This window comes from Marivita sp. S2033 (genome assembly GCF_046592965.1).
GTDB lineage: Bacteria > Pseudomonadota > Alphaproteobacteria > Rhodobacterales > Rhodobacteraceae > Marivita.
The window spans coordinates 70,329-91,828 of record NZ_JBISBV010000008.1 but is presented as its reverse complement, the minus strand read 5'-3'; the positions used below and the strand labels follow the sequence as shown (position 1 = coordinate 91,828).

Sequence of the window (21,500 nt, the reverse complement as noted above, 5' to 3'; positions counted from 1 at the left end):
TTTCTGACCCTACCGTCCATAAGACTTACCATTCCCCAACCCGCATAGCAAAAAAGCCGCCCCGACGGACGGCTTTTGAGAAAATTGACACGTCAGACCCGTCAGATCGCGCTTTTCAGCGCCTCGACAAGATCGGTCCGTTCCCAGCTGAACCCGCCATCGGCATCAGGTGCACGCCCGAAATGACCATAAGCTGCGGTGCGCTCGTAGATCGGACGGTTGAGCGCCAGATGCGTCCGGATGCCACGCGGTGTGAGATCCATCACCTTGGGAATCGCGGCTTCAATTTCAGCCGGTCGAACGTCGCCGGTGCCATGGCAATCGGCATAGATCGACAACGGTTTGGACACGCCGATTGCATAGCTGAGCTGGATCGTACATTTGTCGGCCATGCCCGCCGCCACCACGTTCTTGGCGAGGTAGCGCGCGGCATAGGCTGCGGAGCGATCGACCTTGGTCGGATCCTTGCCGGAAAACGCGCCGCCGCCGTGTGGCGCCGCACCGCCATAGGTATCCACAATGATCTTGCGCCCCGTCAGGCCGGCATCCCCATCCGGGCCACCGATGACGAAGGTGCCGGTGGGATTCACCCACCACTCGGTGTCGGCGCTGATCCAGCCATCCGGCAAGACCTCCAGAACATATGGCTCGACGATGTCGCGGATGTCTTGAGAGCTTTGGCTCGCATCGGCGTGTTGGGTCGACAGCACGATCGATGTCACGCCGACCGGTATGCCGTTTTCGTACCGCACCGAGATCTGGGATTTGGCGTCCGGACGCAGCAATGGCTCTGCACCCGATTTGCGCACTTCGGCCAAGCGCCGCAGAATCGCATGGGCATACTGGATCGGCGCGGGCATAAACGCATCGGTCTCGTTGGTGGCGTAGCCAAACATGATGCCCTGATCGCCTGCCCCTTCGTCCTTGTCACCGCTGGCGTTCACACCTTGCGCGATATGGGCAGATTGCGCGTGCAAAAGGTTGGTGATTTCGCAGGTTGCGTGATGGAACTTGTCCTGTTCGTAGCCGATATCCTTGATGCAGGCGCGCGCGATGGCGGGAACGCGATCGAGATAGGCGGCCAGCTTGTCCTCGTCGGCCAATCCCACCTCACCTCCGATCACCACGCGGTTGGTGGTGGCAAAGGTTTCGCACGCCACCCGTGCTTCGGGTTCTTCTGTCAAGAACGCGTCAAGCACGGCGTCCGAGATACGGTCGCACACCTTATCGGGGTGCCCCTCGGAAACGGATTCCGAGGTGAAGATATAGTTCTTTCGGGACATGATTGCTCCAATAGGGTCTGCCGTCACGTCAGGAAGCCGTTGTGACGGGATATGATGCCTCGCGTTACGCGCCTGATGTCAAAGGGTCAATGGGGCGCGCGCCGTTTGGCGGCGATCAGGGCTGCGAAAGCCACCAAAAGCACCAGAACCGCACCCCAATCGCCCGTTCGGCTGTATGGTGTGGGCGCGATGGCGTCGGGCACCGGGACGTCGATGAAGCCAGCGCGCCCCAATGCAATCGCATCGATGATCCGGCCCGCCGGGTCGATGACCGCCGAGATGCCGGTATTGGCCACACGGATCAGCGGCAGCCCCTGTTCAATGGCGCGCAGCCGCGCCTGGCTCAGATGTTGCTGCGGTCCGGCATAGGTCCCGAACCAGGCGTCGTTGGTGATCTGCAACAAAACCGAAGGCCGCGATTGGGTGCCGATCGCATCCTGCGGAAACACGGCCTCATAACAAATCAGCGGCAACGCCTGTCCCAACACCCCGAGATCGACCAAAGCCGGGCCGGACCCCGGTGAATACCCGGCGTTGGCGCGCGCAGCCAGACCGAGAATATTGAACTTTGCAAATATCCCGGCGAGAGGCATGTATTCGCCAAAGGGAACAAGATGATGCTTGTCGTAGATGTCGCTTACGACGCCGTCCCCGTCCAGCCTCACCAGCGAATTGTAATATCGCCCCTGCTCCTCGCGCTGGATGCCCAGCACGACCGGTGTGCCCGCCGCCGCATCCGCGATGACGTCGAGCGCATAGTCGGCGTTTTGCAGCAAATTCGGCACCGATGTTTCGGGCCAGACAATCAGATCGGGCGGCGGCAACTGAGCCGTGAAATCGATTTGCCGGTCAAAGAAGATGGGAATGTAATCGGGATCCCATTTCTGCGTCTGCGGCGCATTCGGCTGCACCAGGCGCACGACGGGCCGTTCTGTCAGATCTTGTTCTGGCGGCATCAGCCAGGCACCGCCGAACCACGCGCCGAAAGCCAGTGCCGCAGCACCTGCAAACCACTTGCGCAAGACAATCGCCCGCGCCGCCAGAGCGGCAAAAACCAGCGTCGCGAATGTTACACCATGCGGTCCGATAACCGCGTGCCATTGTGCCACGGGAGTCGGAGCCCAGAGATAACCGACCAAACCCCAGGGGAACCCGGTCAAGACATAGGCCCGCGCCAATTCCATCAGCGTCCAGCAGAGCGCTATCGAAATGGGACCGGACCCTAACCTGCGTCCGCCCCAGAACGCCGCCGACCAAAGCAGCGCCAGGCCACCGGCCAGTCCGACAAGCGCAAATGGCGCCATCCAGCCGGTCGCGGCCGCATCGACCTGAAATGGTTCTAAAATCCAGTGCAGCGAAAGGGTGAAATAGCCCACACCGAAAAACCAGCCGGTCACAGCGGCGGCCTTTGGCGAAGCATCACTCGGCCACAGGATAAAGAGCGCGATCAATCCGATCAGCGCCAGCCACCAGAGGTCGAACGGCGGCTGGCCCAGCGCGAACACTGCGCCAAGGCCCAATGCGGCCAGAACCCGTATCACCATCACAACCCTAGATCACGAAACGGCGGGAGTCCCGGCGTCTTCGCGCGTCTGGAACCGCTCTCCGACCGCGGTTTCACCGACGCGTACCCGCATACGCTTGATCCGTCGCGGATCGGCGTCGATCACTTCGAATTCCGGTCCTTCGGGATGCGGAACGACTTCGCCCCGTGCCGGCACATGGCCCGAGAGCATGAACACGAGACCGCCCAGCGTATCGATTTCTTCGCCGTCGATATCCTCGTGCTCGGTCAGGTTCATCCCGATCTCAGCCTCGAATTCTTCCAGAGGTGTGCGCGCAAAGGCCATGTAAACACCGGGCGACTCCCGAGTGAAATTTCGCCCCTCCGAGAGATCGTGTTCATCCTCGATCTCACCAATCACCTGTTCGATCAGGTCTTCGATCGTGACCAATCCGTCAACGCCGCCATATTCGTCGATCACCAGCGCCATATGGCGCCGTTCGGTTTGCATCTTGGTCAAAAGCACCCCGATCGGCATCGAGGGCGGTACGAACAGCAGTGGCCGCAGCAGTTCCTTCAAGTCGAAATTGTTGCTTTTGCCGTTGAACCCATGCTTCAGCGCAAGGTCTTTCATATGCGCCATCCCGACAGGTGTATCGAGTGTCCCGCTATAAACCGGCAGTCGTGTCAGCCCGCTTTCGCGGAACACCTTGACCAGTTCATCCTGCGTGATGGTATCGGGAACGGATACGATGTCGGCGCGCGGCACTGCCACGTCCTCGACCCGCATCCGGCGCAGGTTGATCATTCCGTGGATGGGGGCCGTTGCGCGCGTGACTTCAGGCTCTGAGATGTCCTCGTCCTCGTCTGGCGTGCCGCCGATCCAATCGCGGAACCGCGTCAGAATTCCGCGCTCCGCCGTGTTGTCTGTCATCTCCCGCGCGCGTTGCGCTGCGTTAGACGAGCCGTCAATATCGTCCATCTTGTCCTGTTCCGATTAAGGCCAGAAGCCCGTATTACTCCCTATATGGGTCCGCAACCCCCATCTTGCCAAGTATTTCCGTCTCCAACCCCTCCATCAACGTGGCATCGTGGTCACGCACATGATCGTAACCCAAAAGATGCAACATTGCATGAACGATCAAATGGGTCACATGATCGTCAAAGGATTTACCGGCCGCGCCTGACTCGCGAAGGCAGGTGTCATATGCGATGGCGATGTCGCCCAGACTCTCTCCCATCAGCGGATCGGGTGCCGGCGGGGTGGACGGCTCCGCCCCGTCCTCAGCGGCGCTCAGGTCATGTGCCGGCCAGCTCAGAACGTTGGTCGCAACCGGCTTGCCGCGAAACTCGGCGTTGAGCTCAGAGATCCTGTCGTCGTCGCATCCAAGGATCGAGACTTCATAACCTTCAGTTGGAAATTCCATAAATTCCAACACGTTAAGCACGGCGCGTTCGGATAGATCGGCAAGGCTTACCGGCTCCCAGCGGAGATCCTGTAAAACGATATCGGTCACTCGTGTCATGGCACTGCTCTTGGGGGCCAGCCCCCAAACCCCCGGAGTTTATCGGGCAAGATGAAGATCAGGAGGCTTCGGCGTCTTTTTCATACGCCTCGATAATGGCGGCGACGAGCGGGTGGCGCACCACGTCTTTCGAGGTGAAGTAATTGAAGCTGATTTTCGGGATATGCGACAACAGCCTCTCTGCGTCACGCAATCCCGATGCGACGCCGCGCGGCAGGTCGATTTGCGTGCGATCTCCGGTGATAACCATGCGCGAACCTTCGCCGAGACGGGTCAGGAACATCTTCATCTGCATCGAGGTCGCGTTCTGTGCCTCGTCCAGAACCACGAATGCATTCGACAATGTGCGCCCTCGCATGAAGGCCAGGGGCGCGATTTCGACGGTCTTTTCCTCGATCATCCGGGCCAGTTGCTTGCCCGGCAAAAAATCGTTGAGCGCGTCATAGAGCGGCTGCATGTAGGGGTCGACCTTGTCTTTCATGTCACCCGGCAGATAGCCAAGCTTTTCGCCCGCCTCGACAGCGGGGCGGCTGAGAATGATCTTGTCGACCTGTCCGGTGATGAACATGTTCACGCCGACAGCAACCGCAAGATATGTTTTGCCGGTTCCGGCCGGTCCGATGCCGAACGCCAGTTCATTCTCGAAGAGGGACTTTACATAGGCCCGCTGCGCGTCGGTGCGCGGCTCCACAAGTTTTTTTCGGGTCTTGATCTCGACCGGACCGCCTTCGAACATTTCGATCTGATCGACCCCGTTTTCATCCTCGGACGCCATGCGGAATTCCCGGTCGATGTCGCCGGGCGCCACGCTACGACCCTGTTCCAGCCTCTGATAGAGGGCTGTCAACACGTCACGCGCCTCGTTCTGCGCATCGGGTTCACCGTGAATCGTCAGCTGATTCCCCCGGCGCAGGATTTGCACGCCCAGACGCGTTTCGATTTCGGTGAGGTTGCGGTCATATTCGCCGCAAAGATCAATCAATAAACGATTATCCGGAAATTCGACAATCGCTTCCGATAGGGTGTCTGTGGTCACAGAGTGCTCCGGTACAGGGGTCTTGACGACAGGGTGTCAAGTTCGACCAACCAGCGCAAGTCATCCGCGGCGCGGATCACAGGACATCACCGATGATTGACGTCGAACCACCTTTGAAATCACCAATGGTGCTGTTTCTTTCCGCCGGCGTGCCAGAACAGACCGGACGGCCGCGCGGGTCCAGACGCGGCGAGAGATAGCCTTCGACCCCGTCGTCGATGATCCAGTGGTCACATCCGTTGGGATCAATCCAGATTCCCGCCTGCAATTCGCTCAGCGGCTTGTCGTCCCATCCGCGATCCACACTTTTGTCGGCTGTGGATTGTTCGCAGCCGGCAAGACCTGCACATATCGCCATCACGGCTGTGGCACGTTTCATTCCGGTTGTCCTCATCGCAAACACAGGATTTCCACCCGCCGGTTCTTGGCCATTCCGGCAGCATTTGCATTGCTGGCTACCGGGCGGCGCTCTCCAAAGCCGCGCACGGAATAGACCCGCGCTCCGGTTTGTCGCGCGACCTGCGCGACCGCGCGTGCACGCCGTTCGCTCAGTGCGATGTTGGCTGTGTCAGAGGCACGACTGTCGGTGTGACCTTCGATGACAAAGCCGTTTGCGGGATTGGCCGCAAAGAAGTTGCGCAGGCTGTTGACGCCGCCTTGCGTGATGTCCGCGCGCGCGGTGGCGAACATGGTGTCTGTAGGGACCACCGCACACCGGCTGATCTTGTGGCAGACCGGTGTCCCGTCACGGCGCAAATGCGGGCTCATGTACCCCTCGACACCGTCATCCATCACCCAGTGTTCGCACCCGTCGGGGTCAATCCAGACACCCGGAATGTAACGTTCCGACTGCTGAGCAAGCGCGCCATCGGGCATCGCCACCACAATGCTGAAAACCAACGCGGACAACCGCCCCAACATTTGTGCATCCTTCGATCCCGGGTCGCGCGAGGATTGCCAGCCTCGTGCCTGATTCAATGGGATACTACCAAAGAAAGCGGTGACGGAAAGAGCAAACCGCAATATCTTGCTGGCATGCACAGCAATTGTGGTTATTCGATCAATTCGCCCTTGAGCGAATTGCGCACGCTTTCCACGATGCGCACTGGCCGCAGATCGCCTGCCTGTATGTCATCGCCCTGAACGTGCACCGCATGCAAGTGATCGGACTTGCCCACCATTTGCCCTGGCAAGCGGCCCGGCTTTTCGAACAACACACCAATCTCTTGACCGACCATCGCGTCTTGCGCGGCTTTTTGCTGTTCGGTGATGAGGGCCTGCAAGCGTTGCAAGCGGTCGTCCTTTACATCCTCCGGCAACTGGTCACGCTCCGCGGCGGGGGTGCCGGGCCGGGTGGAATACTTGAAGCTGTAGGCATAGCCGTAACGCGCGGTGCGGATGAGATCGAGCGTGGCCTGAAAATCCGCTTCGGTTTCCTCGGGAAAACCGACGATGAAATCGCCGGAGAGCAAAATGTCCGGACGGACCGCGCGCAATCTGTCGATGATTGCCAGATAGCTTTCAGCCGTGTGCTGCCGGTTCATCCGCTTCAATATCCGGTCCGAGCCCGATTGCACCGGCAGATGCAGATACGGCATCAGCTTCGGGCATGTCCCATGCGCTTCGATCAGATCGTCGGTCATGTCATTGGGGTGGCTGGTGGTGAAGCGAATGCGCTCCAACCCGTCAACGTCATTCAGCGCCCAGATCAATTGCGCCAGCGACCAGTCTCCGCGCTCTCCGGCACCGTGATAGGCGTTGACGTTTTGACCCAGCAACGTGATGTCGCGCACGCCGCGATCCACGAGGTTGCGCGCCTCTTCCAAAATTCGAGCGGGCGGGCGCGACACTTCCACTCCGCGCGTGTAGGGAACGACGCAGAAGGCACAGAATTTGTCGCAGCCTTCCTGAACTGTCAGGAACGCTGTCGGCCCACGCTTGGCCTTGGGACGGTTCTTCAGGGCTTCGAACTTGTCTTCTTCGGGAAAATCGGTGTCGAGCGCCTTTTCCCCCGCCCGCGTCCGCGCCTCCAGTTCCGGCAGTCGGTGATAGCTTTGCGGGCCGACCACCAGATCGACCATCGGCTGACGGCGCATGATCTCGCGACCCTCGGCCTGGGCGACACATCCTGCGACGCCGATCTTCAGATCCGGTTTGTCCGCCTTGAGCCGCTTGTAGCGCCCCAGTTCGGAATACACCTTTTCAGCGGCCTTTTCCCGGATGTGGCAGGTGTTGAGCAGGATCATGTCCGCATCGTCAGCGGTTGGCGTCTCGACATAGCCCTGACCGCCCAGCGCTTCGGCCATGCGCTCGCTGTCATAGACGTTCATCTGGCAACCATATGTCTTGATGAAAAGCTTTTTCGGCTGTGTCACGGCACCAATCCTCCGGCTGGGTTCAGGCCGTGCCGATACCGCATCTCACCCCCGTCTTGCAATGCACGGTTTTTTCACCGAGTCTGTGGCGAAAAGCGAAGCAGGCGGCTTTATGCGTTACACAGGTGTTGACGATCTACTTGCCAGGAACCCCGGCGCTGTCGCCAAGGGTCCGGTCGCATTGGTTTTTGTCGAGGATGCGGTCGAGGTTGACGCAACGCTCCGGCATAACCTTCAGCTCGGGTTTCAGCGGATAATCGTGTTCATGCTACCCGAATTCGACCTTGCCGCTGATGTCGAAATGCAAGTGATCCGTGTCGATGCCAACATTGCGCGCGACCGGAATCGCGAAGCGATCGTGAATGCGATCATCGCCAAGGCGTCCGGGGTCTGGTTCTATCTTTGCTACAACGCCGAATTCCTGTTCTTCCCGTTTTGCGAAACCCGCTCGATCGGGGAATTGCTGGCCTTTCACACAGAGGAACGGCGCGATGCGATGCTGTGCTACACGGTGGATGTTTATGCCGGCAACCTTGATACGCACCCCAATGCGGTGTGCATAGAAGACGCCTACCTTGACCGCTCGGGCTATTACGCGCTGGGTCGGCCCGATCCCGTCACCCATGACCCGAAAGACCGGCAACTCGATTTTTTCGGTGGCCTGCGGTGGCGGTATGAAGAACACGTTCCGGCCGAACGCCGCAAGATCGACCGTATCGCGCTGTTTTGTGCCAAGCCGGGGCTGCAACTGCGCGATGATCACACGTTCAATGATGAGGAATACAACACCTACGCGTGCCCGTGGCACAACAATCTGACGGCGTCGATCATCTCGTTCCGCACCGCCAAGGCATTGAAGCGCAATCCCGGATCAGCCTTCGAGATCGACACGTTTCGCTGGCACAACTCGGTTGCGTTCGAGTGGCATTCCAGACAGCTTCTCGATCTGGGTCTGATGGAACCCGGTCAGTGGTTTTGATCTGATCCCTCCGGCACGTCAAACCATGTGAGGATCGCGTCAGTTCGCGGCTCCAAGGCTGTGGCGAGCCCGTCGGCATAGGCATCGAAGGCCGCCTTGCTTGCGCCGCTTACGCCGACAAGAACCGGGATGCCACGCTCCAGTGCAGCACCGATCGCGTCACAAAAGCCCCGCCCGGCGGCTTCTTCGGGTCCGAACTTATTAAGGATGAAAAGCTCTGCGCTGTTCAAATCGCCCGCCTCGACGCTGGCGACAGCCTGCGCAATCGCGCCGGGATCAAGGCGGCAGGCATCGGACCCAGACCCCAAATCCTGCGTGATCTTGATGACCGGACCGTCGGGCAGTACACGCACCCTCATGTCGCAGCCGTTTGAAAACCCGCTGACATATCCGGTGTCCTTGAGGACACCTGCAAGTGACACACCGCGCGATTGCAATCGAGCGGCAACGTCGCACAGCACCTGGTCGGTTCCGCCGCGCTCCGAAGATGTGACGCTCGCAATTTTCATGGCTGCTCCTCTCCAGGCTTACGCATGTTGAAGTTTACCGGACCAATCCGCGCCACGCGCGCCGGTCAGGAACCCGTCTGACAGGCGAGTGTCCTTGTCAATCTGCTCAATCGCGCCGGTCACCTGCCGAGCGTCGATATCGCCATTGAGAAGCTGCCGGTAGAGCCCGCAGAGCGTGTTGAACCCCTTGGATTGCGGTGACAGGCGCAGCGCTTGCACATTAGCAGAGCGCAACGCGTCGATCTGGTGGGCGGCGCACGCGTAGCTGTCCGACAGGGTTTGCACCCCGTTCATCGCCAGGAACGGCTTGCCTTCCAATGTCCGAACCTCCAGCCCGTCAGGATCGTCCTCGCAGGCAAACTGGCAATTGTCCTTGGTCCGCCCGTGCATGCGCGCGTGATAGCAGCGCCCCGAAATGGCCAACGGCAAACGTCCATGACCCCAGACCTCGATCGCCAGGCCCAGATCGGCGCCGGCGGCTGCAAGTGTGGCGACAGAGGCCACGGGCAATTCGGGCGGCAGACACACCCGCGCCGCGCCGCGAGACGCCAGCCATGCCAGCGTCCCCTCGTTATAAATGTTGACCAGCGGCCCGACCGAAAACCGGGTGCCATCGGGCAGGTGAGATAACGCGGTCAGGTCGTTGACCTCGACCTCCACGCCCATCTCGGCCAACTCTCCGGTCAGTTTGCGTTCGCGTTTCAGTGTGACGAGCGCGAGGCTGGTCAGGGCCACCTGCTTGCCAGCGTCAAGCAGTCCTGCAATCGCATCCGGGATTCGATCTTGATAAAACGGCAGGCGTTTCGAACAGACCAACTCTCCCAGAACGACCCGGTCAACCGGGGCCGTGGCCAGTTCGTCGTAAAACGATGTCAGGTGATCTGCTGTCCAGAAGAACTGGTTCGGTCCGACAGTTAGCTCCATGCGGCTATCTCCATGTCTTCTTGTATGCGCCGGTCGTCATCGCCTGCCCTTCCGACAGCCGCGCCAGCATCCCCTCGGGCAACGGTCGGCCTTCCTCCAGAGCATCGACGGCGGCGCGGAAATTGCGAACAACCTGCGCCACGTAAGACCGCGAACGCTGCCGTCCCTCGATCTTGAGGGCGGTCACCCCGGCCTTTTGCAACTGCGGGATCAGGTGTTCGGCATTCAGGCTGACGGCATCCTCGAACAGATGTCCGGTCTTTTCTCCGGCGCTAAAGCATCCCTTGCACAGGGTCGGATAGGGCGCCGGTTCATCTTTCTGGACGCGGTGAATGGTAAAGCCACCAAGCTTTGCATCCAGAACCCCCCTGTCATCATGGTATTCCACATGGCTCGCAGGGGAACAGACACCGTTCATGTTGGGCGAGAGGCCAGTGGCGTAAGACGACAGCGAGCACCGCCCTTCGGCCATGACGCACAGACCACCGAACACGAACACCTCGGTCTCGACCTCGGTTTCGGCATTGATCGCGGCGATTTCCTGCACCGAAAGAACGCGTGGAAGCACCACCCGTTTCACGCCGAACGTGTCGGCATAGAAATTGACGGCATCGACATTGGCCGCAGCCGCCTGCACCGACAGATGCCGTCTGAGGCCGGGATGATGTCGGGCGGCATGATCCAGCAACCCCAGATCGGCCAGAATGACGGCATCGGCGCCACAGCTTTCGGCATCGGCAACCGCACGGTGCCACAGCGCTTCGTCCCCGGCGCGGGGAAAGGTGTTGATCGCAATCAGAACCTTCGACCCACGCGCATGGGCAAACGCGATCCCTTCGCGCATTTCCGCGCGGTCGAAATTCAAGCCGGGAAAGTTGCGTGCGTTGGTTTCGTCGGCAAAGCCACAATAAATTGTGTGCGCGCCCGCTGTCACCGCCGCGCGCAAGGAGGCGGGTGTTCCCGCCGGACAAACGATTTCCATCACCATGTTGCACCCTCTCCCGCGCGGGTCAGGCTGACGCCGCTTTGTTTTTCAATCAACGCAATGAACCGCTTCAACGGCTCTTTCATGGGGCCGCAATAGCCAGAGATTTCCTCGGAGAGATCAAGTTCGGCGTCATCGATGGCATTGCGCAGCGCGAGCGCCGCCGAGGTGTCGCCCTCGATGACCAGATCACGTGAGAAAAACAGCGCGTCACCGTCATAAGCGCCGTGAACGAGCCCGAGAAGAGCCGCGAGCGGGCCTGCAATCCGTGCGGCGCCATTGCCACGACCGCGCGTCAGCGTGACCTGCGGCACGCCGCCATTGGGATCGAGGTGGATGACGAACGGCAAGTCGGTCGGATCAAGCACGAACCGTGTGTGGCTGTATTCGCCAAGGCGGCGGAACAGTCCGGGGTGCTGGCGCGCGATTCTGCGCGACACGGCGGTCAACGAGAACGACAACGGCGCGAGCGGCAGAACGCGCAAGGCCAAGGTCATCGGCACCGGAAAATGCGGGATCTGCTCGGTCGGATGAGACAAGTCGCACTCCTTCGTATCGGGGTCTGCGCATCAGCCTTTGTCTTAGTCGCAGGGATGCCCAGTGGAATTGACCTTGATCAAGTTGCCTGCGGTTTATTGCTGCTACTCGCGGGATATCCCGCCTGACAGGAAATACCGTGCGAGACCTGCCGTCCTATCCCACCTTGCGCAGCTTTCTGGATTGGTGCGGCGACACCGACCGATTGCGCGCCATTGCCGATCCGGTGTCGATCCGACATCAGATGACCGCCGTTCATCGTGCGGTTCTGGAACGCGGCGGCCCGGTTCTGCGGTTTGACACGCCGGTGCTGCCGGATGGGTCCGTTTCGGAAATGCCCGTTGTGGTCAACCTGTTCGGCACATCCGAGAGGGTCGCCGCCGGCCTCGGAATCACGCTGGACAAGCTTGATGCCCTGGGCGCGTTTCTTGCAGCGCTGCGCACGCCCGCACCGCCTGACGGACTGCGCGATGTGCTGTCACGCTGGCCGATGCTGAAGGCCGCGCTGGCAACACGCCCGAAATTTACCGATTCCGCGCCACTACACGAGACGGTCCTTCAGGGAACCGATGTCGATCTGTCTCGCATTCCGGTTCAGACGCACTGGCCGGGCGATGCCGGACCGCTCATCACCTGGCCGGTGGTGATCACGCGTCCCTACGGATCGGACGCTGCCAATATCGGGGCTTACAATGCCGGCGTCTATCGCGCGCAGGTGCTATCGCGCGAAACGCTCATCATGCGCTGGCTGCCCCATCGCGGCGGCGCCGCGCATCACCGCAGTTGGGCGAGGAATGGCGAGGCGACGCCAGTTGCGATCGTGCTTGGCGCGGATCCCGCGACATTGCTGTCCTCGGCCCTGCCACTACCGGAAACCGTGTCGGAGCTGACCTTCGCCGGTGCGCTGAACGGGGCGCGCCCGCGACTTGTCGCGGCCAGGACAGTTCCCTTAATGGTTCCTGCTCAGGCCGAGATCGTGCTGGAGGGTTGGGTGTCGCCCAGTGAAACCGCCCCGGAGGGACCATTCGGGGACCATACCGGCTATTATAACCCGGCCGAACCCTTTCCGGTCATGCATGTGACAGCCATCACTCACCGCAAATCGCCGATCTATCTCTCTACGTTTACAGGACGTCCGCCTGACGAGCCTGCCATCATCGGCGAGGTTTTCAACCGTTTGGCCCTGCCAACCATTCGCGCGCAAATTCCGGAGATCCGTGATCTGTGGCTGCCGCCCGCCGCCTGTTCCTATCGCATGGCGGTCGTCAGCATCGACAAGCGCTATCCCGGTCAGGCGCGCCGCGTGATGATGGCGCTTTGGGGAATGCTGCCGCAGTTCAGCTATACCAAGATCATCGTCGTGGTGGATGACGATCTGGATCCGGCGAACTGGGATGATATTGCCTGGGCTCTGGCCACGCGCATGGACCCGGCGCGCGATGTGATGATGATCGAGAATACGCCAATGGACTATCTGGATTTCGCCTCACCGCAAGCCGGACTGGCGGGCAAGATGGGCATTGATGCCACCGTGAAGATCGAAAGCGAAACCAGTCGTCAATGGGGCGAGGTGATGCAAACCGCGCCAGAGGATGCCGCATTCGCAGCCGACCTTCTGTCCCGTCTGATGCCGGAGACCGCGCCATGACCGCGCCGCGCGTCATCCTGGGAATCGCCGGAGCGTCCGGAGCCGCGCTTGGCCTGTCAGTCGCGCAGCAGCTGGCAAAGCTGGGTGCAGAGATCGACCTCGTGACCAGTGCGGCGGCCGAACGGACCCTGGCGGAGGAATGTGGTGCGACCGCTTATGACGAACTTCGGTCTCTGGCGACGCGGTGCCATGACAACACCAATATCGGTGCCAGTATCGCGTCAGGGTCTGTTCCGGTCGCCGGGATGATTGTCGCGCCCTGCTCCATGCGCACACTGGCTGCGATCGCGCACGGGCTGGACGACAATTTGCTGACGCGCTCGGCCGGGGTGCAACTCAAGGAACGGCGCCGGCTTGTCCTGCTGGCGCGCGAGGCTCCGCTGACGCTCGCCCATCTTCGCAACATGACAGCCGCCACCGAAATGGGCGCAATCGTCTTGCCACCGGTGCCGGCATTTTACCTCAATCCGCAAAGCGTTGCCGAGATCGTCACCCAGATCGCCGCCCGCGCCATTGATCTTCTCGGCGTTTCGGAACCGCAGGCAAATCGGTGGGATGACACGGCAACTGCCTGATCCTACAGGAAAACCCGTCAATACCTCCCGCTCACCGCAATGAACTTCAGATTGCAAGCGGGGAGTTTATGATGCAACACAACTGCAAAGACGGGGGGATCATGAACATTCGCAAGGCTGAAAAAAGCGCGTCGACGGGTCGGTGTTTCGGCTATGCAGGTATTGATCCAGGCGATGATTCCGCCCGACGCTGGGTGCGCGACGCCATCGCGCTGCTGAACCGCGATGCGCATCGCTCGGCGGATACGCATCTGATCCGCCTTTCACTGCCTGCACTCAAGGGGATCGACATCTACCTCAAGGATGAAAGCACCCATCCGACCGGCAGTCTGAAACACCGCTTGGCGCGGTCGTTAATTCTCTATGGCCTGTGCAACGGCCATATCGGCCCACGCACCACCTTGGTCGAAGCGTCCTCCGGCTCGACCGCTGTGTCCGAGGCCTATTTTGCCCGACAACTGGGGCTGGATTTCGTCGCCGTCATGACAGCGACGACATCAGCCAGCAAGATTGACGCGGTCGAGCGGTTTGGTGGGCGCTGTCATCTGGTGGATCACGCCTCGCAGGTCTACGACGCGGCGCGCCAGATCGCTGACGACACAGGCGGGTATTATCTTGACCAGTTTACCTATGCGGAACGCGCAACCGACTGGCGCAGCAACAACAACATTGCCGAGAGCATTTTCACTCAGATGGCAGAAGAGCCGCACCCGGTCCCCCGCTGGATCGTGATGAGCGCTGGGACCGGAGGCACATCTGCCACCATCGGGCGCTTTATTCGATACCGGGGATATGACAGCAGGCTGTGCGTGGTCGATCCGGAGAATTCGGTTTTTTACGACAATTACCTGAGTGACGACTGCGCCCTGACCGGTAAAAAGGGGTCTGCCATTGAGGGCATCGGCCGCCCGCGCGTCGAACCGTCATTTCTGCCTTGCGTGATCGACCACATGATCCAGGTTCCCGACAATGCCAGCGTCGGCGCAATGATGGCGCTGTCGGATCACCTGTTCCGCCGTGTCGGCGCCTCCACCGGCACCAATTTCTACGGCTTGTGCTGGATCGCTGCGCAAATGCAGGCTCAAGATCAATCGGGGTCTATCGTTTCGGTGATTTGTGACGATGGAAACCGCTATGCAAACAGCTACTACGACCCGGATTGGCGCGCCGCACAGAATATTCACCCCCTCCCCTATCGCGACCAAATCAGCGCGTTTCTGAAAGACGGAATCTGGGAGGAGCTTGCGACATGACGGCAGGGTTCAGTGACACAACATGAAATCAATGCGACACTGGCAAGACGCGCAGCAGCCACTTACAAACCTGATCAACGCTTTCATCGACAGCAAGGAGCACTCGGCATGAAAAAGATCCTCACCAGCGCGACACTGGGGCTGGCCACGCTAGGCATGGCAGTCTCGACCGCAACCGCCGAAGAATGGCGCTTCAATAATTTTCTGCCCGAAACCCGTCCTGAAACTGCGCAGATGGAGCAGTTTGTCGAGGATGTGAACGCGGCGACGGGCGATGACTTCACGCTCAAGATTTACAGCGGCGGCTCGCTTGGCTTGCCCAACACCGACACGTTGCGCTTTCTCCCGAAGGGCGCTGTCGAGATGAGCCTCATGTGGGCGAACTACCTTGGTCGCGACGCGCCGGCACTCAGCTCGGTTGTGGTGCAGGGAACCATCGGCTCGATCGAGGAATTCGAGAAAGTGATCCCCACGGTGCGCGAGATCTATCAGGAAGAATTCACCGACTGGGGTGTCTCGTCAATTGGCTATGTCGCCATTCCGATGCTGTCGGTGTCCGTGTTCTGCCGGAATGAACCGGTTCGCACGCTTGAAGAGTTGAAGTCCAAGAAGTTGCGTGTCTGGGCGCGTGATCAGGTCGAGACCTTTACCAATCTTGGTGTGGCCGCCCAGATCATCCCGCAGGAAGACATGTATGTGGCGATGAAAACCGGCGTGGTTGATTGCGCGCTGTATCCGGCACTCTACGCCGGAACCGTGTCGCTTCAGGAAGTCGCGAAATACGCCTCCTACCTCTATCCGATGGCGTCCGGGCCATATGTCATCGGCGTTTCAACCGATCTTTGGGAAAGCACCGACGAGTCCCTCAAAACCGCAATCACAGAGGCGGCGGACGACCTTTGGGAGCGCACCAACCAGTATGAAAAGGATCTCGAACGCGAGATGGAGGCCCGCAAGACACTGGCCGAAGGCGGCGTCGAGTGGATCGAGGATTTCTCGGACGAAGATCGTGCGCTGGTTGTCTCTTCGATGACAGAAACCTGGGCAAAATTGGCTGACGAAGCTGGCGGCAACGCTCCGGCCTATCGCCAGCGTGTGCTTGACGCGCTTGGCCGCTAAAAGCCGCTGATGGCGAAACCGCTCAAAACCTTTATCGCGCTGGGGCTGGAACGGCTGGCCCTGGCGTGTGCCGCTTTGGCGGCTTTCGGAATGACGGCGATCGTGGGCATCATCGTGACGAGCGTCCTGATGCGAAAGTTCGCCAATGCGCCGCTGCACATCACCGAAGAAGTTGTCGGGTTGATGCTGAGCGTGTCGCTCTTTCTGGGCCTGCCGATGGTTACCTTGAAGCAAAACCATGTGCGTGTGTCGCTGATCGCGGACCGCCTGAAGGGTGGCGCGCATACGGGTATGAGCTATATCGCGCTGTTGGCAGGTATCGGTTTTTTCGGCTGGCTCATCCTTGAAACGATCCCTTGGTTCGAATTCGCATTCCGGCGCGGTTTGAAAACCGAAACGACGCGCATCCTGCTATGGCCCTGGATGATCCTGATGCCGGTGTCGCTCGGCATCACCGGAACGATCCTGCTGGCCCGCGTTGTCGGTATCATCGACATGGCAAAGCCCGAGAACCTGGAAACCACCCCTTTCGAGACCACCGACACATGACATTCTGGTTAACCCTGATCGGCGGTATCGTCTTCAGCGCCGGCACCGGCATGGCCTTGGGCGCGGCGCTTGGCCTGACCGGGTTGGTGATTTTGCAATTCTATTCGAACGGTGCCACGTCGCTTGCCATTGACGCGATCTGGAGCGTGTTCAATTCCTTCACGCTCAGCGCCGTTCCCATGTTCATTCTTCTGGGCGAAATCCTGCTGCGCAGCGGTATCAGCGAAAAAGCCTATTCCGCATTTTCCCCGGTGTTTCGGCGCGTTCCCGGCGGTTTGCTCCATACCAATATCGCGGTGTGCACCCTGTTCGGCGCGGTCAGCGGATCGAGCCTGTCCACCGCCGCCGCCGTGGGTTCGGTCGCGTATCCCGAAATGACCAAGCGCGGCTACGACAAGGACACGGTTGTCGGAAGCCTCGCCGGTGGCGGTACGCTTGGTCTCTTGATCCCGCCCAGCCTGTCATTCCTGATCTACGGCGCGCTGACGGAAACCTCGATCGGTCGGCTGTTTGCGGCCGGGATCGTGCCGGGGATTTTGGTGGGCGCGATGTTCATGGCCTATATTCTGGTGCGATGCATGCGCAACCCAGCCCTCGCACCACGAGATGCGCAGTCGAGCACGACGTGGCAGATCATTTTGGGATTCCGCCAGATCTGGCCTCTTCTGGCACTGATCGCCGCTGTGATCGGCACAATAGTGGCAGGGCTTGCAACTCCGACCGAGGCCGCAGGTGTTGGCGTGGTACTGGCTGTGGTTGTCTCGTCGGTCTGGGGTGATCTCACCTTGGCCAAACTGATCCAGGCAATTTACAATTCGGTGCTGCTTTTTTCCTCCATCGGCTTTCTGGTTCTCGGTGCGACCATTCTGGCGCAATCGGTCAGCATCCTGGGGCTGCCGCAGCAAATTCTGGAAGGCGTGGCCGAAAGCGGCCTTGGCACCTATAGCGTGCTGTTGCTGGTTGTGTTGATTTACCTTGTGATGGGCTGCTTCTTTGACGGTCTGTCGTTGATGATCATGACCTTGCCGGTCGTCTTTCCGCTTCTGACAGGACTCGGATTCGATCCGATCTGGATCGGCGTCGTGATCACCATCGTCATTGAAATCGGTCAGGTGACGCCACCGGTCGGGCTGAACTTGTCTGTCCTTACATCGCTGACCAACAACGAAGTCAGTCTGGGTCGGGTCGCGGTCGCGACGATTCCCTACTGGATGATCCATCTGGGTATGATCGCGCTGTTGACGGCTTTCCCGATTCTGGCGCTTTTTCTGCCGAACCTTCTTTTCTGACATAGGAGCCGAACCATGGGTCTCAGTGCTAAACCAAGAACATTCGGTCCGGTCTTTGCCATCTCGGACGGGAGTTCGGCCATTCGCTACGCCTACCGTGATGTTTCAAAGTCGACGGATCACCCGCCATCACACACGCCTGTCGATCTGCTTCTCGCGTCGCTGGCCGCATGTATCCTGAAATCAGTGCGCTGGTCCGCTGAACAGCGCGGCGCGACACCTCTTCCGTTCACCGTCAGCGTGACCGGGATCAAGGCAGGCGACGAACCCAGCCGCTTGGGCAGTGTTGAGATCACGGTTATCGGCAAGCCCGTGGCGGATCAAAATTCGATTGACGCGGTCGTCAAGCAGGCCAAGGCCATTTGCACGGTGAGCAATTCGTTGAACAGCGACATCACAGTGTCAGTCCAGACCGAAGATACCTGACACCGACCTCTCCATCACCGACACATCACGCGATTTCGGGGCTGCGACGGCCTCAACCCAGATCCTCGCGAACAATGCGCTCTTCGCTCACGTTCAACTCTTTCAGCGCGCTGACGATGTCGTCGATCATGGGTTCAGGACCGCAAACGTAAAACGGACCGTCCGTCTGTTTCGCGATCTCCTCCAGATACTCCTTATCAATCCGGTCGCGCTGAAATTCGCTCTCTGGATCGTCTGTGACAATGAAGTGACAGACCAAACCGGGCATGGATGTAAACGCGTCGCGCAGAATGATGTCTTTCTCGGTCTTGTTGGAAAACACCAGATGGCACCCATCTAAAGTGCCGTGGGTTTGCAACCGGCGCTTGAGGATCGCGATGAACGGGGTCACTCCTGCGCCACCAGCGATGAAAACGCCCGGCCCTTCATCCTCGATTGCGCCCCAAGGGTCTTCGATCAGAACCTGGTCGGTGATGCCCAACTGTCCGATCTGTTCAGTCACGCCGTCGTGGTCCGGATAAGACTTGATCACAAATTCTAGCGTTGAATCGCTGGGAAGGTTGACGAAGGTGAAGGGGCGTTTCTTGTCGCGCCAGCCGTCGCGGTCAAGCGAGAGGTCGGTTGCCTGACCGGGGGTGAATTCAAATCCGGCAGGTTTGTCAAAAATGAGATGATGCGTGTCGTGCGTTACCGGTTCGATACTCTGAAGCGTCAGTCTGTAGGTCATGGTCCCTCTCTCTCGCGAAAACAGCTTGAAAGACGAACCGTCCCCATCAGCGAGAGTTCCGGTGTCCATCAACGCCGATCACCATGTAACCTGCAATTCCTCCGGGAAAAGTCCTTTGGTACAGATTGACCGGATATGCGGATCAGAGGTTTTCGTATTGCGGCAAGCCAAGAATGTGAAAGCCGCCGTCAACGCGAATAATTTCTCCGGTGGTGCAGGCGCCGGCGTCCGAAGCGAGGTAGACAGCCGTGCCGCCCACCGCCTCCAGCGTTGCGTTCGAGCGTAGCGGCGCGTTCTCGTCGGTGTGCTTGTACGTCTTGCGTGCCCCACCGATTGCCGCACCGGCCAGCGTCTTCATTGGACCGGGCGAGATCGCGTTGACGCGAATGCCTTCCGGCCCGAGGTCATTCGCCAAATAGCGCACAGCCGCTTCGAGTGCAGCCTTGGCCACGCCCATGACATTGTAATTCGGCGTGACACGGGTTGATCCCATGTAGGTCAGCGTCAACAATGTTCCCCCGTTTTCAACCATCAAGGGATGTGCGCGCCGCGCGACATCAATGAAGCTGTAGGCGGAAATATCCAACGAGGTCTTGAAATTGTCGCGGCTCGTGTTGAGGATCCGCCCGGTCAATTCGGATTTATCGGAAAATGCGATCGCATGGACGACGAAATCTATCGTCGGCCAGCGCGCGCCCAGTTTTTCAAACGCGGCATCCAGAGATGCGTCGTCGGTCACGTCGACATCGACCATGAAGTCCGACCCGACGCTTTTGGCTAATGGTTCCAACCGTTTGCCAAACGCTTCGCCTTGGTAGGTAAACGCCAGCTCCGCGCCCGCTTCGGCCATCGCGCGGGCGATCCCCCACGCGATCGACCGTTCGTTTGCGACCCCCATGACGAGGCCCCGCTTGCCTTGCAATTGCTTGGTCATATTAATCCAGATATTTTGACATGAGCATTGAACCGTTGGTCCCGCCGAACCCGAAAGAGTTGGTCATCACTGTATCGAGCCCGGCATTCTCCACCAGTTCGGTGGCAATTTCAGCCGGCTTCAATGCGGGGTCCAGCGTTTCCACGTTGATCGACGGGATGATGAAATCATCGCGCAGCGCCAACAGACAGTAGATCGCCTCTTGCGCACCAGTCGCGCCTTGGCTGTGCCCCGTCATCGATTTGGTCGAACTCACAGCGGGTGTGCTGCCGTCACCGAACACACGGCGTACCGCTTCGATCTCCCCCACATCGCCCACTGGCGTCGAGGTGCCGTGCGCGTTGATATAGCTGACCGCGCGGCCCTCGGGCAGCGTTTTCAGCGCGCCACGCATCGCGCGCTCACCGCCTTCGCCCGAGGGAGCGACCATGTCCGCGCCATCGGAGGTCGCCGCAAATCCTGTAACCTCGGCATAGATCTTCGCACCACGGGCAAGCGCGCGCTCCAGCGGTTCAAGCACCACGATCGCGCCGCCACCCGAGATCACGAACCCGTCGCGATCCGCGTCAAACGCGCGGCTCGCCCGCTCTGGCGTATCGTTGAACTTGGATGACATCGCCCCCATCGCGTCGAACAGGCAGGACAGCGTCCAGTCCAGTTCTTCGCCGCCGCCGGCAAACATGACATCCTGCGTGCCCAGCGCGATCTGCTGCGCCGCCATGCCGATGCAATGCAACGACGTCGAACAGGCGCTGGTGATCGAGAAATTCATGCCCTTGATCTGATAGGCCGTCGCGAGGTTGGCGCTCACCGTCGAGGACATGGTCTTGGGCACTGCGAACGGCCCGATCCGCTTGGTTGCTCCGGTCTGGAGGACCGTCTGATGGGCCGCCAGCATCGCGCTGGTCGACGGCCCGCCTGAGCCTGCGATCAGGCCGGTCATCGGATGCACGACCTCTGCATCGCTCAATCCCGCATCTGCAATTGCCTGCCCCATCGCAATATGCGCATAGGCCGCACCGGGGCCCATGAATCGCAAGGTCCGCTTGTCGACATGCTGGGCCAGATCGATGTCGATCGCGCCTGCGACCTGAGAGCGAAATCCATGTTCGGCCATATCGGCGTTTGCAGAAATGCCTGAACGTCCGGCCTTGAGGCTGCCGGCAACTTCCTCGGCGGATTGTCCGATGGACGAGACAATTCCCAGTCCGGTAATTACGACACGGCGCATCACAGCTCCTTACAAATGTTTCAGGAATGTGTAGGGCAGGATCGGGGGCAGGAGCAAGAGCAGAGCGAATGTGTCTCACTCCAGGCCCAAT

Annotated in this window: 23 protein-coding genes and 1 riboswitch; of the genes, 8 read left to right on the top strand and 15 right to left on the bottom strand. The window is 59.9% G+C overall.

Annotation, left to right across the window (positions count from 1 at the left end):
• Window positions 1–101: 101 nt before the first annotated feature.
• The 8 genes from metK to miaB form a co-directional block, all read right to left on the bottom strand.
• On the bottom strand, window positions 102–1,283 hold the full coding sequence (gene metK / locus ACGKZZ_RS13830) for a methionine adenosyltransferase (RefSeq protein ID WP_411224166.1): 1,182 nt from the start codon (window positions 1,281–1,283) through the stop codon (window positions 102–104).
• 3 nt (window positions 1,284–1,286) lie between these two features.
• A riboswitch (SAM-SAH riboswitch) is annotated at window positions 1,287–1,334 on the bottom strand.
• A 35-nt stretch (window positions 1,335–1,369) separates the two neighbouring features.
• Complete coding sequence (gene lnt / locus ACGKZZ_RS13825; protein ID WP_411224165.1) at window positions 1,370–2,827, bottom strand: apolipoprotein N-acyltransferase; 1,458 nt, start codon at window positions 2,825–2,827, stop codon at window positions 1,370–1,372.
• Between the two features lie 12 nt (window positions 2,828–2,839).
• A complete protein-coding gene (locus ACGKZZ_RS13820; protein ID WP_411224164.1) occupies window positions 2,840–3,769 on the bottom strand; it encodes a hemolysin family protein in 930 nt (309 codons plus the stop codon).
• Between the two features lie 34 nt (window positions 3,770–3,803).
• Window positions 3,804–4,313 (bottom strand): rRNA maturation RNase YbeY, encoded by a 510-nt coding sequence (gene ybeY / locus ACGKZZ_RS13815; protein ID WP_411224163.1) that lies wholly within the window; start codon window positions 4,311–4,313, stop codon window positions 3,804–3,806.
• A gap of 58 nt (window positions 4,314–4,371) precedes the next feature.
• Entirely contained in the window at window positions 4,372–5,349 is a 978-nt protein-coding gene (locus ACGKZZ_RS13810; protein WP_411224162.1) for a PhoH family protein, read from the bottom strand.
• Window positions 5,350–5,425: 76 nt separating this feature from the next.
• Window positions 5,426–5,728: a hypothetical protein gene (locus tag ACGKZZ_RS13805; protein ID WP_411224161.1), complete on the bottom strand. Its 303-nt coding sequence runs from the start codon at window positions 5,726–5,728 to the stop codon at window positions 5,426–5,428.
• Window positions 5,729–5,739: 11 nt separating this feature from the next.
• Window positions 5,740–6,270 (bottom strand): OmpA family protein, encoded by a 531-nt coding sequence (locus tag ACGKZZ_RS13800; RefSeq protein ID WP_411224160.1) that lies wholly within the window; start codon window positions 6,268–6,270, stop codon window positions 5,740–5,742.
• 131 nt (window positions 6,271–6,401) lie between these two features.
• On the bottom strand, window positions 6,402–7,724 hold the full coding sequence (gene miaB / locus ACGKZZ_RS13795) for a tRNA (N6-isopentenyl adenosine(37)-C2)-methylthiotransferase MiaB (RefSeq protein WP_411224159.1): 1,323 nt from the start codon (window positions 7,722–7,724) through the stop codon (window positions 6,402–6,404).
• Window positions 7,725–7,836: 112 nt separating this feature from the next.
• Between miaB and ACGKZZ_RS13790 the strand changes: the two genes are divergently transcribed.
• Complete coding sequence (locus tag ACGKZZ_RS13790; protein WP_411224158.1) at window positions 7,837–8,703, top strand: glycosyltransferase family 2 protein; 867 nt, start codon at window positions 7,837–7,839, stop codon at window positions 8,701–8,703.
• Here ACGKZZ_RS13790 and ACGKZZ_RS13785 read toward each other — a convergent pair.
• From ACGKZZ_RS13785 to ACGKZZ_RS13770, 4 genes are read right to left on the bottom strand one after another with little or no spacing between them, the layout of a single operon-like run.
• Complete coding sequence (locus ACGKZZ_RS13785; protein ID WP_411224157.1) at window positions 8,691–9,212, bottom strand: DUF2478 domain-containing protein; 522 nt, start codon at window positions 9,210–9,212, stop codon at window positions 8,691–8,693. The two genes, ACGKZZ_RS13790 and ACGKZZ_RS13785, sit on opposite strands and share 13 nt — an antisense overlap.
• Window positions 9,213–9,230: 18 nt before the next feature.
• The gene (locus ACGKZZ_RS13780) at window positions 9,231–10,136 is read right to left on the bottom strand and encodes a U32 family peptidase (protein ID WP_411224156.1); all 906 of its coding nucleotides are present in this window, start codon (window positions 10,134–10,136) and stop codon (window positions 9,231–9,233) included.
• A 4-nt stretch (window positions 10,137–10,140) separates the two neighbouring features.
• A complete protein-coding gene (locus ACGKZZ_RS13775) occupies window positions 10,141–11,118 on the bottom strand; it encodes a peptidase U32 family protein (RefSeq protein ID WP_411224198.1) in 978 nt (325 codons plus the stop codon).
• Window positions 11,118–11,660 (bottom strand): SCP2 domain-containing protein, encoded by a 543-nt coding sequence (locus tag ACGKZZ_RS13770; RefSeq protein WP_411224155.1) that lies wholly within the window; start codon window positions 11,658–11,660, stop codon window positions 11,118–11,120. Before ACGKZZ_RS13770 ends, ACGKZZ_RS13775 begins: the two co-directional genes overlap by 1 nt.
• 137 nt (window positions 11,661–11,797) lie before the next feature.
• On the opposite strand from ACGKZZ_RS13770, the gene ACGKZZ_RS13765 reads away from it, so the two are divergent.
• The 7 genes from ACGKZZ_RS13765 (at window position 11,798) to ACGKZZ_RS13735 (ending at window position 18,517) form a co-directional block, all read left to right on the top strand.
• Window positions 11,798–13,306 (top strand): UbiD family decarboxylase, encoded by a 1,509-nt coding sequence (locus tag ACGKZZ_RS13765; protein ID WP_411224154.1) that lies wholly within the window; start codon window positions 11,798–11,800, stop codon window positions 13,304–13,306.
• Window positions 13,303–13,881 carry a UbiX family flavin prenyltransferase gene (locus ACGKZZ_RS13760; RefSeq protein WP_411224153.1) on the top strand — a complete coding sequence of 193 codons (579 nt, stop codon included), beginning with the start codon at window positions 13,303–13,305 and terminating at the stop codon, window positions 13,879–13,881. Before ACGKZZ_RS13765 ends, ACGKZZ_RS13760 begins: the two co-directional genes overlap by 4 nt.
• A gap of 101 nt (window positions 13,882–13,982) precedes the next feature.
• Window positions 13,983–15,134 carry a PLP-dependent cysteine synthase family protein gene (locus ACGKZZ_RS13755; RefSeq protein ID WP_411224152.1) on the top strand — a complete coding sequence of 384 codons (1,152 nt, stop codon included), beginning with the start codon at window positions 13,983–13,985 and terminating at the stop codon, window positions 15,132–15,134.
• A gap of 108 nt (window positions 15,135–15,242) precedes the next feature.
• Entirely contained in the window at window positions 15,243–16,253 is a 1,011-nt protein-coding gene (gene dctP, locus ACGKZZ_RS13750; RefSeq protein ID WP_411224151.1) for a TRAP transporter substrate-binding protein DctP, read from the top strand.
• 9 nt (window positions 16,254–16,262) lie between these two features.
• Window positions 16,263–16,802 carry a TRAP transporter small permease gene (locus tag ACGKZZ_RS13745; RefSeq protein WP_411224150.1) on the top strand — a complete coding sequence of 180 codons (540 nt, stop codon included), beginning with the start codon at window positions 16,263–16,265 and terminating at the stop codon, window positions 16,800–16,802.
• On the top strand, window positions 16,799–18,091 hold the full coding sequence (locus ACGKZZ_RS13740; protein WP_411224149.1) for a TRAP transporter large permease: 1,293 nt from the start codon (window positions 16,799–16,801) through the stop codon (window positions 18,089–18,091). Before ACGKZZ_RS13745 ends, ACGKZZ_RS13740 begins: the two co-directional genes overlap by 4 nt.
• 15 nt (window positions 18,092–18,106) lie before the next feature.
• Entirely contained in the window at window positions 18,107–18,517 is a 411-nt protein-coding gene (locus ACGKZZ_RS13735; protein ID WP_411224148.1) for an OsmC family protein, read from the top strand.
• Between the two features lie 52 nt (window positions 18,518–18,569).
• On the opposite strand, the gene ACGKZZ_RS13730 is transcribed toward ACGKZZ_RS13735, so the two are convergent.
• From ACGKZZ_RS13730 to ACGKZZ_RS13720, 3 genes are all read right to left on the bottom strand, one after another.
• The gene (locus ACGKZZ_RS13730; protein WP_411224147.1) at window positions 18,570–19,244 is read right to left on the bottom strand and encodes a flavodoxin reductase; all 675 of its coding nucleotides are present in this window, start codon (window positions 19,242–19,244) and stop codon (window positions 18,570–18,572) included.
• A gap of 142 nt (window positions 19,245–19,386) precedes the next feature.
• Entirely contained in the window at window positions 19,387–20,178 is a 792-nt protein-coding gene (locus ACGKZZ_RS13725) for an enoyl-ACP reductase (RefSeq protein WP_411224146.1), read from the bottom strand.
• A 1-nt stretch (window position 20,179) separates the two neighbouring features.
• A complete protein-coding gene (locus ACGKZZ_RS13720; protein ID WP_411224145.1) occupies window positions 20,180–21,409 on the bottom strand; it encodes a beta-ketoacyl synthase N-terminal-like domain-containing protein in 1,230 nt (409 codons plus the stop codon).
• Between the last annotated feature and the right edge of the window lie 91 nt (window positions 21,410–21,500).

Excerpts from the sequence above, each read along its gene's own strand:
- metK (WP_411224166.1), bottom strand. The coding sequence starts at position 1,283 with ATGTCCCGAAAGAACTATATCTTCACCTCGGAATCCGTTTCCGAGGGG.
- lnt (WP_411224165.1), bottom strand. The coding sequence starts at position 2,827 with ATGGTGATACGGGTTCTGGCCGCATTGGGCCTTGGCGCAGTGTTCGCG.
- ACGKZZ_RS13820 (WP_411224164.1), bottom strand. The coding sequence starts at position 3,769 with ATGGACGATATTGACGGCTCGTCTAACGCAGCGCAACGCGCGCGGGAG.
- ybeY (WP_411224163.1), bottom strand. The coding sequence starts at position 4,313 with ATGACACGAGTGACCGATATCGTTTTACAGGATCTCCGCTGGGAGCCG.
- ACGKZZ_RS13805 (WP_411224161.1), bottom strand. The coding sequence starts at position 5,728 with ATGAAACGTGCCACAGCCGTGATGGCGATATGTGCAGGTCTTGCCGGC.
- ACGKZZ_RS13800 (WP_411224160.1), bottom strand. The coding sequence starts at position 6,270 with ATGTTGGGGCGGTTGTCCGCGTTGGTTTTCAGCATTGTGGTGGCGATG.
- ACGKZZ_RS13790 (WP_411224158.1), top strand. The coding sequence starts at position 7,837 with ATGCGTTACACAGGTGTTGACGATCTACTTGCCAGGAACCCCGGCGCT.
- ACGKZZ_RS13785 (WP_411224157.1), bottom strand. The coding sequence starts at position 9,212 with ATGAAAATTGCGAGCGTCACATCTTCGGAGCGCGGCGGAACCGACCAG.
- ACGKZZ_RS13780 (WP_411224156.1), bottom strand. The coding sequence starts at position 10,136 with ATGGAGCTAACTGTCGGACCGAACCAGTTCTTCTGGACAGCAGATCAC.
- ACGKZZ_RS13775 (WP_411224198.1), bottom strand. The coding sequence starts at position 11,118 with ATGGAAATCGTTTGTCCGGCGGGAACACCCGCCTCCTTGCGCGCGGCG.
- ACGKZZ_RS13760 (WP_411224153.1), top strand. The coding sequence starts at position 13,303 with ATGACCGCGCCGCGCGTCATCCTGGGAATCGCCGGAGCGTCCGGAGCC.
- ACGKZZ_RS13755 (WP_411224152.1), top strand. The coding sequence starts at position 13,983 with ATGAACATTCGCAAGGCTGAAAAAAGCGCGTCGACGGGTCGGTGTTTC.
- dctP (WP_411224151.1), top strand. The coding sequence starts at position 15,243 with ATGAAAAAGATCCTCACCAGCGCGACACTGGGGCTGGCCACGCTAGGC.
- ACGKZZ_RS13745 (WP_411224150.1), top strand. The coding sequence starts at position 16,263 with ATGGCGAAACCGCTCAAAACCTTTATCGCGCTGGGGCTGGAACGGCTG.
- ACGKZZ_RS13740 (WP_411224149.1), top strand. The coding sequence starts at position 16,799 with ATGACATTCTGGTTAACCCTGATCGGCGGTATCGTCTTCAGCGCCGGC.
- ACGKZZ_RS13735 (WP_411224148.1), top strand. The coding sequence starts at position 18,107 with ATGGGTCTCAGTGCTAAACCAAGAACATTCGGTCCGGTCTTTGCCATC.
- ACGKZZ_RS13730 (WP_411224147.1), bottom strand. The coding sequence starts at position 19,244 with ATGACCTACAGACTGACGCTTCAGAGTATCGAACCGGTAACGCACGAC.
- ACGKZZ_RS13725 (WP_411224146.1), bottom strand. The coding sequence starts at position 20,178 with ATGACCAAGCAATTGCAAGGCAAGCGGGGCCTCGTCATGGGGGTCGCA.
- ACGKZZ_RS13720 (WP_411224145.1), bottom strand. The coding sequence starts at position 21,409 with ATGCGCCGTGTCGTAATTACCGGACTGGGAATTGTCTCGTCCATCGGA.